Below are 8,916 nucleotides of genomic sequence, written 5' to 3' on the forward strand. Positions count from 1 at the left end.
CGCCTTGACCCTGTCGGCCATGGTGAAGATGACGTTGTAGAAGGCTGCCGAGCCGTCCGGCGAGATGTTGCCGGTCAACGACACCACCTTGTGCTGCGGGCATTCCATCGGCGGCAACTGCTCGATCGCCGCCTTCAGCGTGCGCCCGGTGCCGATCGCCATGACGATCGGGGTCGGTGACCGCAGCCGCCGCTCGATCTCGGCGGCAGCCGCTTCGGCGATGCCGATCGTGGTCGAGGACGAATTGGGGTCGCTCGGCACCACCTCGACCAGATCGAGCGCAAAGCGCGATCTCAGCCGTGCCGCCAGATCGAGGCAGTTGGCGATCGGATGGTCGACGCGAACCTTGATCAAGCCCTCCGACACCGCCAGCGATACCAGCCGCTGCGCCGTTTGCCGCGAAATGCCGAGCGTCGAAGCGATCTGGTCCTGTGTGTTGCCGGCAACATAATAAAGCCAGCCGGCGCGCGCCGCATCGTCCAGCCTGTTGCTGCCACCATCCTGCCGGCTATTCAAAGTCCTGCCTCCCGAGACCGCCGGTCATGAGAGCGGCCCATGCCCACTTTCGCAGGGAACGGCCTGCTGCGCAATTGTCAATCTCGGGAGCAATTGCTTGCTGTCGATCGGCGTAGGCACGGCCCAGTTTTTTGCCTGTGTCGCCAAAGAGACTTGGCCGCGGTCCCGGCAGGCGGCAGGTTCTTGTGCTCCGAAGGTTTATCTCCCGGCTCAAACCCTTTAAGGGATGGCAAAAAGGAGCCTCACATGATGCCGAAAGCGGTTTTCTGGGACATGGACGGCACGCTGGTCGACAGCGAACCGCTGCACGAAGCAGCCCTGATGGCGGCGATGCGCAATGTCGGCCTTGTCCCGCCGGACGATCTGCATGAGCGCGTGCTCGGTGTCGCCGCCTGGCCGGTCTACGAGATGATGCGCGACGAGTTCGGCCTGGACCTGCCTTTCGACGACTGGATCGTGCGCAAATACGAGCATTATCTGCCGTTGGTCGAGGGGCTGAAGCCGCGCCCGGGCGCGATCGAGATATTCAACGAGCTGCGTGCAAGAGGCATCCAGCAGGCCGTGGTCTCGAATTCGGACCGGATGATCGTCGACGCCAATCTGAGCATGGTCGGCCTGATCTACCCCGGCATGAAGACGATCAGCCGCAACGATGTGCGCGAAGGCAAGCCGCATGCCGAGCCGTTCCTGCGCGCCGCCTATCTGGCCGATGTCGACCCTACGCACGCCGTGGCGATCGACGACAGCTGGCCGGGCGCCATGGCGGGACTGGCGGCGGGCATGAAAACGATCTTCTGGCCGGAAAAGCCGATGGAAGGCCCGCCCGGCGCCGTCGTCATCAACAGCGCCGAGGAATTGCGGACTGAACTGGGGCTTTAAGCTTGGGGAAAGTGGGTGGCTCTTCCTGCGACGTCGATGATTGGCGAAACCGGCGAATAAGAGCGTCCTTCTCCCCGTCACTATACGGGGAGAAGTGCCCGGCAGGGCGATGAGGGGCGGCGCCGCGATTGACAATGAAGGCGCTTTCCATGGCGTATTGAGATCACGGTCAGGCCGAGTTTTGGTTCGTCCCACACTTTCGGGGCTTGCGCCGCCCCTCATCCGCCTGCCGGCACCTTCTCCCCGTATAGTGACGGGGAGAAGGGTCCTCAATTCCGGTAAACCGGTTCCTGCTCGTCGAGGATCGCCTTCAACTCGCTGAGATGGCGTTCGGCCTGGCCGGGATAGTCGTCCATCTCGCTCGCGGCCTTTTCTGCGATCGCGTCGGAAAGCGTGCGCAGCGGGCGGCCGGTCCACAGCGCCTTGATGTAGGTCTCGGCGGCGCGTTCGAAATAGAACATGCGGTTGAAGGCATCGGCGACCGTGTCGCCGATGACCAGCACGCCGTGATTGCCCATCACCATCACCTTGACCTTGGGATCGACGAGAAGCTGCGAGCAGCGCTCGCCCTCCTCCTCGAAGGCCAGCCCGCCATAATGCGCGTCCACGACATGGCGATTGAAGAACATCGCTGAATTCTGGTCGATCGGCGGCAGTGTCGAGTCAGCGAGCGATGCCAGCACCGTGGCGTGGATCGAATGGACATGCATGACACAGCGCGCGTGGCGCACATTGCGATGGATGGCGCCATGCAGTCCCCACGCCGTTGGGTCGGGCGCATCGGGGCCGGAGAGCGTTTCTGGATCGTTGGCATCGATCATCAGAAGGTCGCTCGCCTTGATGCGCGAGAAATGCACCTGGTTGGGGTTCATCAGGAACTGTGTCCCGCCATCATTGACGGCCAGCGAGAAGTGATTGGCCACCGCCTCATGCATGTTGAGCCGTGCCGTCCAGCGGAAGGCGCAGGCAAGATCGACGCGCTCCTCATAGTAGGGCAGGTTGGTCAGCGTTTCCTTTTGCAGACGGGCAAGGCTCATCCTAAAATCCTCCGGTTTCGGCAAGAATGCCGTGGCCAGCCCATGTCCGCAACCGGTTTTGGTTGGTGCAGGGATAGCTGTCTCACGCTGCCGTGCTGGCAGCGGCACCGCTGGCCCGCAGGCCGCCATGCTCGATGATGAAATCGATCACCTCCTGCAGCCCCTTGCCGCGCGACAGGTCGGTGAAGCCGAACGGCCGTTTTCCGCGCATGCGGCCGGCGTCGCTCTCCATGACATCGAGATTGACGTTTACGTAAGGAGCAAGATCGCTCTTGTTGATCACCAGGAAATCGGAGCGGGTGATCGCCGGCCCGCCCTTGCGCGGAATCTCCTCGCCCTGGCAAACCGAGATGACATAGAGCGTCAGGTCGGCGAGGTCAGGCGAGAAGGTCGCGGCAAGATTGTCGCCGCCGGATTCGATGAAGACGATGTCGAGATCCGGGAATTTCCTGTTCATTTCGGCGATTGCCTGCAGATTGATCGACGCATCCTCGCGGATGGCGGTGTGCGGGCAGCCGCCGGTCTCGACACCCATGATGCGGTCCTCGGGCAGTGCCTGCAGCCGCGCCAGCATCATGGCGTCTTCCTTGGTGTAGATGTCGTTGGTGACGACGGCGATGGAAAACTCGTCGCGCAACGCCTTGCACAGTTTTTCGGTCAGCGTCGTCTTGCCCGAACCGACCGGGCCGCCAATGCCGATGCGCAGCGGGCCATTTGTCTGTGTCATGTCGGAAACTCCGTGATGGCGAGGATGGCAAAGCCGAGCCCGATCAACAGGCAGAGCGGCGAATAATAGCGGACATCGAGCCGCGCGAAAGGTTGTTCCGGCGCCAGCCGCCGCCACCATGGCGTGAAGCCGGCTATGCCGCGACCCAGGAACACTAGGCCGATGAGCAGCGAAGTGGCGGCGAGGCCCTGCTTTGGGAAGGGTGAAGCAAAGACGCCTTCGAGCGCCAGCGGCCATAGTGTCGCCAGGCACAGGCACGCGGCAACGGCGAAACTGGCGAACGGCGACGGCATCTCATCGACACCGCGAAAACCGACCACGGCGCGAGCGCACGAGGCCGCATCCCGGCCCGGCCAGATGCCGCCAAGACCCCAATAGACATGCAGCGCGGTGATCAGCAGCAGAACAAGGGAGAGCGCGAAGGCGAGAAAAGTCATGAGCGGAACAGCCGCGAATACTGGGTTTCGTGCTTCATCGCCATGACATCGGAGACGAAGGCGCAGCCACCGAGATCGTCCAGTGTCGAGCGCGCGGCGCGGGCTGCGGTCGTCAGCGCCAGCGGCTCGAAGCCGGCTAACAACGTGGTCGCGCCGCTCTGGCCGACGATGCCAAGCCGGATCGCCGCCTGGGCGAGGTTGGAGAAGAAGGTTTGCAGGAAGGCTGACAGCGCATCCTGAAGCGCAATTGAATTGCCGCCGGCAACAGCGCCGACGGCGACGCAATAGGCGCATTCAGCCGGCAGCCGTTTCAGCACCGGATTTGGCCAGGCTGCCGCCGCTTTGAGGAAGGCCGCACCCTGCAGCATGGTTTCGGTATGGCGTTCGCGCGAGCCGGCCAGCGCCTCGGCGAGTGCCGCCACTTCATCGAGATCACCGGCGTGGCGTGCGCGGCGCCAACTCTCGGCGAACAGCACGGCGTCGTTCCAGCCCGAACCGATCTCGACAAGCGTTTCCAGCCAGCCGGCCAGGCTCCCGGCATCGGCAACCAGCCCGTCATGCACCGCGCGCTCGAGACCATGGCTGTAGGAAAAGCCGCCGACCGGAAAGGCAGGCGACAGCCACGCCATCAGCCGCAGCAGGGCGATGTTCGAAGGCTGGTCAGCCATGATCGTGGTGATGGCCGGCGTGACTGTGCGAATGGGTATGCGCTTCGTCATGAGAATGGCTGTGCGCTTCGGCGTGGCTGTGGGCATGCGCATGGCCGTGATCGTGGCTTTGCCCGCCATGCCCGGAATAGGCGCCGCGCACCGGCTTGAACGGTTCGGAAACGTCGGCCACCGTGGCGCCGAGCCCCTCCAGCATCGCCTTGATAACATGGTCCCGCAGGATGAGGATGCGACCGGCCTCGATGCTTGCTGCGAGATGGCGGTTGCCGATGTGCCAGGCGAGCTCGGCCAGATGCACGCCGTCGCGGGCGCGGATGTCATAGACCTCTTCCGGCGCCGCGATGATCTCGACATGGCCGCCATCCTCCAGCACCAGCCGGTCGCCATCGTTCAAGGCGACGGGTTCGGGCAGGTCGACCAGCACCTTGCTGCCGTCGGCAAGCTCGATGGCGCGGCGGCGCAAATGCCGCTCGTCATGGGCGAGAATGGCCCGGCCGGACGGTAGCGTGGTTCCGGCGTTGCCGGCGGACAGTACGGAGACGGCCCGCGGGAATTTGGTGAAGTCGGTGTTGAGGTTGAGCTTCATTTCATGGATCCCCCATTTGCTTGCGCCCGTGCACGGGCGGGCCGTGCCAGCACGCGGTCGAAATAGGCGTTGACGCGCTCGGAGTCGATCGGGAATCGGCCGGCGCGAGCCCAGCCGCCCATGTCGCCGAGCAGCACATCGACAGCGGAAAACCGATCGCCGAGCGCAAACGGTTTGTCGCCCAGCCGCCGCTCCAGCGCCTTCAGTTCCGAGGCAAAATCGTAAGCCGCCGCAGGACCGACATCGACGCGCACATCCCTAGGCAGCAGGAAGCGATGGCGCAATTTGTTCCACAGCGGCGCTTCCAACTCGCTCTGGGCAAAATGCATCCAGGAATCCATCTCGGCACGGCCCGCGACGCCCGGGTTGGCGCCCATGTCCTTGTCGGCATGCTTGTCGGCTAGATAAACGCAGATCGCCGCCGAATCCGTCACCGTCAGCTCGCCGTCGATGAGGATCGGCACCTTGCCCGATGGGTTGAGCGCATAGGCTTCCGGTGAGCGCAGATGAACCTCGACCAATTCATAAGGCTGCCCGAGCTCCTCGAGCATCCAGAGAACGCGGCTGACCCGGGATCCGCGCGATCCAACGGCCTTGTACATGTCGAACCCTGCCTTTCTCCAACAAGCTAGACCATCGCGTTCGTTCAGACGATGGTGTCGAAGAGCCGCAGGATGAACGATATCTGGTAGATAAGCGCCGCCGTGACGAAGGCGATGTGGAAGCGGCGGTCGCGCACCAGGATCGCGATGATGCAGAGCGCGACGAAGACCGGCGTGCGGAACAGATACTCGCTGCCGAAGCGGGCGAAATGCTCCGGCCCCTTCAGCAGCGTGTCGACCACGTCGAGCAGGTAGGTCGCAGCCAGCAGGCCGAAGAACCACGCACGGCGCGAATAGAAGAAATCCTCGTAGCTGGTGTAGTCCAGCATCGAATCGGGAAACAAAAGCGCACACAGCAGGAACAGCGTGATCGCGTAGAAGATGATGAACAGGTACTTGCCGAAGGTCCAGGTTTCGATGGCGTAGAGGCCGAACTCCCACCACCAGAAATGCACCAGCATCAGGAGCACCGAGACGACCCAGGCCAGATGCACGGGATAGAGCTTGTACTGGCCGGGATGCTGGACGATGCGCGCCACCCCCGACAGCAGGCGGGCGACGCCAAGCCCGATCACCATGCCCATGACGATGCGGATGTGCGGGAAGATGTCGTGGGCGGAAGCGATTTCGGTGGCCATTCGTGTGTCTTACCAGCTGCTTCGACAATTTCGGCTAATCATACCAAAGCCACAGCTTTCGGTAGCCGGCCGGAACTTCAATCTGCTCGGCGGGCAGGTGATCGACATCTCCTTCCCAGGTTTCGTCCGGCTCGAAGCCTGATGGCAGCCAGCCAATCACATGTTCTTCGCTGGCGCGCGTTGTAATGACGACTTTGTCAGAGAATGGCCATTCTCCATCATCGCACTGCACGATCGCTATCCGGACATCGTGAACTTCGGGCTTTTTCCGTATCGACTGAAATGTAGCCAGAACCGTATCATTGTTCGGTGCCTCCGGGCTGTTGCACAGCAATCCGGCTTCGCCTTGAGCCCCATCGAAATATTCTTCCAATGTAACAAGCGGCATGGAGAGTGGGGCAATGCCGCCGTTGTATTTTTGCAGCGCGCCCATCCTCGAAATTAAGGCAAGTTTCTTTTGCTCGTCCATGATGGGTCCGATACGTCGTGGGCGCAGCAATCCTAAAACAGAAAATACCTCTGCGCCATCGGCAGCACGGTAGCCGGCTCGCAGGTGAGCAATTCCCCGTCGGCACGCACCTCGTAGGTTTCCGGATCGACCTCGACATGCGGCGTGGCGTCGTTGAGCACCATCGAATGCTTGCCGATGCCGCCGCGGGTGTTCTCGACGGCGACGAACTGCTTGTCGACACCGAGCCTGCCGTGCAGGCCTGATTCGAGCGCGGCTTTTGAAACGAAGGTCACCGACGAGTTGGTCCTGGCCTTGCCATAGGCGCCGAACATCGGCCGGTAGTGCATCGGCTGCGGCGTCGGGATCGAGGCGTTGGGGTCGCCCATGGGCGCTGCGGCGATCATGCCGCCGATCAGCACCATGTCCGGCTTGACGCCGAAGAAGGCCGGGTTCCACAGCACCAGGTCGGCGCGCTTGCCGACCGCGATCGAGCCGATGTCTTTCGACAGCCCATGCGCGATGGCCGGGTTGATCGTGTATTTGGCGATGTAGCGGCGGACGCGGAAATTGTCGTTGTTGCCGGTCTCCTGCGGCAGCGAGCCGCGCTGGCGCTTCATCTTGTCGGCGGTCTGCCAGGTGCGGATCGCGACTTCGCCGACACGGCCCATGGCCTGCGAATCCGACGAGATGATCGAGAAGGCGCCGATGTCGTGCAAAATGTCTTCCGCCGCGATGGTCTCCTTGCGGATGCGGCTTTCGGCAAAGGCGATGTCCTCAGGGATCGACGGCGACAAATGATGGCAGACCATCAGCATGTCGAGATGCTCGGCCAGCGTGTTGACCGTGTAGGGCCGCGTCGGGTTGGTCGAGGACGGGATGACGTTGGGCAGGCCGCAGACCTTGATGATGTCAGGTGCGTGGCCGCCGCCGGCACCCTCGGTGTGGAAGGCATGAATGGTGCGGCCTTTGATGGCGGCGACCGTGTTCTCGACAAAGCCGGATTCGTTCAGCGTATCGGTATGGATCATCACCTGCACGTCGTAGTCGTCGGCGACCGACAGGCAGCAATCAATGGCCGCCGGCGTCGTGCCCCAGTCTTCGTGCAGCTTCAGCGAGCAGGCGCCGCCCAGCACCATTTCCTCAAGCGCGGCGGGCAGGGAGGCATTGCCCTTGCCCGACAGGCCGATGTTCATCGGGAAGGCATCGAAGGACTGGATCATGCGGGCCATGTGCCATGGCCCCGGCGTACAGGTGGTGGCCAGCGTGCCGTGCGCCGGACCGGTGCCGCCGCCGAGCATGGTGGTGATGCCTGACATCAGCGCTTCCTCGATCTGCTGCGGGCAGATGAAGTGGATATGCGCGTCGAAGCCGCCTGCGGTCAGGATCTTGCCCTCGCCGGCGATGATCTCGGTGCCGGGACCAATGATGATGGTGACGCCATCCTGCGTGTCCGGATTGCCGGCCTTGCCGATGGCCGCGATGCGGCCGTCGCGAAGCCCGATATCGGCCTTGAAGATGCCTGCGCTGGCATCGATCACCAGTGCGTTGGTGATCACCGTGTCGACGGCGCCCTGGGCTCTGGAAACCTGGCTCTGGCCCATGCCGTCGCGGATCACCTTGCCGCCGCCGAATTTCACCTCTTCGCCATGGATGGTGAGATCCTTCTCGACCTCGATGAACAGTTCGGTGTCGGCAAGGCGCACTTTGTCGCCGACCGTCGGGCCATACATCTGCGCGTAGGCGGCGCGGGTAATTCTGGCCATCAGCGATTGCTCCCGAAATGCGGTTTGCCGAAATGCGGTTGGATTGAAGCGCGGCTGCACATTGCTGCCATCCTATGGTCACGCAATGACCCGCTGGGCGACACCTTCTGATCCCATTTGGCGGTTGAGGTTAGGGGGTCACCCCAGACCGACCGTTTGCCAATCGATGGAAAGGAAAATCCATGCGCAAAACGATAATTCTTGCCGCAGCTGCCAGCCTGATGCTGGCTGGCGCCGCCAGTGCCCAGCAGCAACCCGCGCCACAGCCCACTCCGGCGCCGGCAACGCCTGCTCCAGCCACGCCCCAGGCTCAGCCGGCGGTGCCGACGATCCAGAGCGTCAACATCGTCGACATCACGGAGCTGCCAAAGGACACCCAGACGCAGGTCAACCAGGTGATCGCCCAGCGCGGCGATGACGGCTTGAAGAAACTGCGCAGCTCGATCGACGCCACGCCCAAGGTGAAGTCGGCGCTGGAGGCCAAGGGAATGACCTCGGCGCAGGTGGTCGCGGCCAGTATGGAACCCAATGGCGCACTGACCCTGATCACCAAGAAGGCGAGCTGACGCCACGGCACGGCGGGCCTGCATCCCCCCGGCCGGCCGCCTCGGG

The 8,916-nt window shown here is 63.1% G+C and carries 12 protein-coding genes; 2 read left to right on the forward strand and 10 right to left on the reverse strand.

Annotation, left to right across the window (positions count from 1 at the left end):
* Nucleotides 1-516: sugar-binding domain-containing protein (locus EN906_RS13210; RefSeq protein WP_245484243.1), on the reverse strand; the 516-nt coding region annotated here is incomplete at its 3' end.
* 246 nt (nucleotides 517-762) lie between these two features.
* Between EN906_RS13210 and EN906_RS13215 the strand changes: the two genes are divergently transcribed.
* The gene (locus tag EN906_RS13215; protein ID WP_127268412.1) at nucleotides 763-1,395 is read left to right on the forward strand and encodes an HAD family phosphatase; all 633 of its coding nucleotides are present in this window, start codon (nucleotides 763-765) and stop codon (nucleotides 1,393-1,395) included.
* 269 nt (nucleotides 1,396-1,664) lie between these two features.
* On the opposite strand, the gene EN906_RS13225 is transcribed toward EN906_RS13215, so the two are convergent.
* The 9 genes from EN906_RS13225 to ureC all read right to left on the reverse strand — a co-directional run bounded on the left by EN906_RS13225 (nucleotide 1,665) and on the right by ureC (nucleotide 8,307).
* Nucleotides 1,665-2,432 carry a class II aldolase and adducin N-terminal domain-containing protein gene (locus tag EN906_RS13225; RefSeq protein WP_127268410.1) on the reverse strand — a complete coding sequence of 256 codons (768 nt, stop codon included), beginning with the start codon at nucleotides 2,430-2,432 and terminating at the stop codon, nucleotides 1,665-1,667.
* Nucleotides 2,433-2,514: 82 nt separating this feature from the next.
* The gene (ureG, locus tag EN906_RS13230) at nucleotides 2,515-3,159 is read right to left on the reverse strand and encodes an urease accessory protein UreG (RefSeq protein ID WP_127268409.1); all 645 of its coding nucleotides are present in this window, start codon (nucleotides 3,157-3,159) and stop codon (nucleotides 2,515-2,517) included.
* Nucleotides 3,156-3,596: a DUF3995 domain-containing protein gene (locus tag EN906_RS13235; protein ID WP_127268408.1), complete on the reverse strand. Its 441-nt coding sequence runs from the start codon at nucleotides 3,594-3,596 to the stop codon at nucleotides 3,156-3,158. Before EN906_RS13235 ends, ureG begins: the two co-directional genes overlap by 4 nt.
* Entirely contained in the window at nucleotides 3,593-4,264 is a 672-nt protein-coding gene (locus tag EN906_RS13240; RefSeq protein WP_164748834.1) for an urease accessory protein UreF, read from the reverse strand. The genes EN906_RS13235 and EN906_RS13240 overlap by 4 nt, the downstream gene beginning before the upstream one ends.
* Complete coding sequence (ureE, locus tag EN906_RS13245; protein ID WP_127268407.1) at nucleotides 4,257-4,850, reverse strand: urease accessory protein UreE; 594 nt, start codon at nucleotides 4,848-4,850, stop codon at nucleotides 4,257-4,259. The genes EN906_RS13240 and ureE overlap by 8 nt, the downstream gene beginning before the upstream one ends.
* Nucleotides 4,847-5,452, reverse strand: coding sequence for a glutathione S-transferase family protein (locus EN906_RS13250; RefSeq protein WP_127268406.1), 606 nt, complete (start codon nucleotides 5,450-5,452; stop codon nucleotides 4,847-4,849). Before EN906_RS13250 ends, ureE begins: the two co-directional genes overlap by 4 nt.
* Before the next feature lie 44 nt (nucleotides 5,453-5,496).
* The gene (locus tag EN906_RS13255) at nucleotides 5,497-6,090 is read right to left on the reverse strand and encodes a hypothetical protein (protein WP_127268405.1); all 594 of its coding nucleotides are present in this window, start codon (nucleotides 6,088-6,090) and stop codon (nucleotides 5,497-5,499) included.
* A 34-nt stretch (nucleotides 6,091-6,124) separates the two neighbouring features.
* Complete coding sequence (locus tag EN906_RS13260; RefSeq protein WP_127272482.1) at nucleotides 6,125-6,559, reverse strand: hypothetical protein; 435 nt, start codon at nucleotides 6,557-6,559, stop codon at nucleotides 6,125-6,127.
* 32 nt (nucleotides 6,560-6,591) lie between these two features.
* The gene (ureC, locus tag EN906_RS13265; RefSeq protein WP_164748835.1) at nucleotides 6,592-8,307 is read right to left on the reverse strand and encodes an urease subunit alpha; all 1,716 of its coding nucleotides are present in this window, start codon (nucleotides 8,305-8,307) and stop codon (nucleotides 6,592-6,594) included.
* Between the two features lie 179 nt (nucleotides 8,308-8,486).
* Between ureC and EN906_RS13270 the strand changes: the two genes are divergently transcribed.
* Nucleotides 8,487-8,870, forward strand: coding sequence for a hypothetical protein (locus EN906_RS13270; RefSeq protein ID WP_127269523.1), 384 nt, complete (start codon nucleotides 8,487-8,489; stop codon nucleotides 8,868-8,870).
* The last annotated feature ends 46 nt before the right edge of the window (nucleotides 8,871-8,916 follow it).

Source organism: Mesorhizobium sp. M7A.F.Ca.CA.004.06.1.1 (genome assembly GCF_003999135.1).
Classification (GTDB): Bacteria; Pseudomonadota; Alphaproteobacteria; order Rhizobiales; family Rhizobiaceae; genus Mesorhizobium.

Bases quoted from the DNA above. Each gene is read 5' to 3' on its own strand.
- EN906_RS13215 (WP_127268412.1), top strand. From the start codon at position 763: ATGATGCCGAAAGCGGTTTTCTGGGACATGGACGGCACGCTGGTCGAC.
- EN906_RS13225 (WP_127268410.1), bottom strand. From the start codon at position 2,432: ATGAGCCTTGCCCGTCTGCAAAAGGAAACGCTGACCAACCTGCCCTAC.
- ureG (WP_127268409.1), bottom strand. From the start codon at position 3,159: ATGACACAGACAAATGGCCCGCTGCGCATCGGCATTGGCGGCCCGGTC.
- EN906_RS13235 (WP_127268408.1), bottom strand. From the start codon at position 3,596: ATGACTTTTCTCGCCTTCGCGCTCTCCCTTGTTCTGCTGCTGATCACC.
- EN906_RS13240 (WP_164748834.1), bottom strand. From the start codon at position 4,264: ATGGCTGACCAGCCTTCGAACATCGCCCTGCTGCGGCTGATGGCGTGG.
- ureE (WP_127268407.1), bottom strand. From the start codon at position 4,850: ATGAAGCTCAACCTCAACACCGACTTCACCAAATTCCCGCGGGCCGTC.
- EN906_RS13250 (WP_127268406.1), bottom strand. From the start codon at position 5,452: ATGTACAAGGCCGTTGGATCGCGCGGATCCCGGGTCAGCCGCGTTCTC.
- EN906_RS13255 (WP_127268405.1), bottom strand. From the start codon at position 6,090: ATGGCCACCGAAATCGCTTCCGCCCACGACATCTTCCCGCACATCCGC.
- EN906_RS13260 (WP_127272482.1), bottom strand. From the start codon at position 6,559: ATGGACGAGCAAAAGAAACTTGCCTTAATTTCGAGGATGGGCGCGCTG.
- EN906_RS13270 (WP_127269523.1), top strand. From the start codon at position 8,487: ATGCGCAAAACGATAATTCTTGCCGCAGCTGCCAGCCTGATGCTGGCT.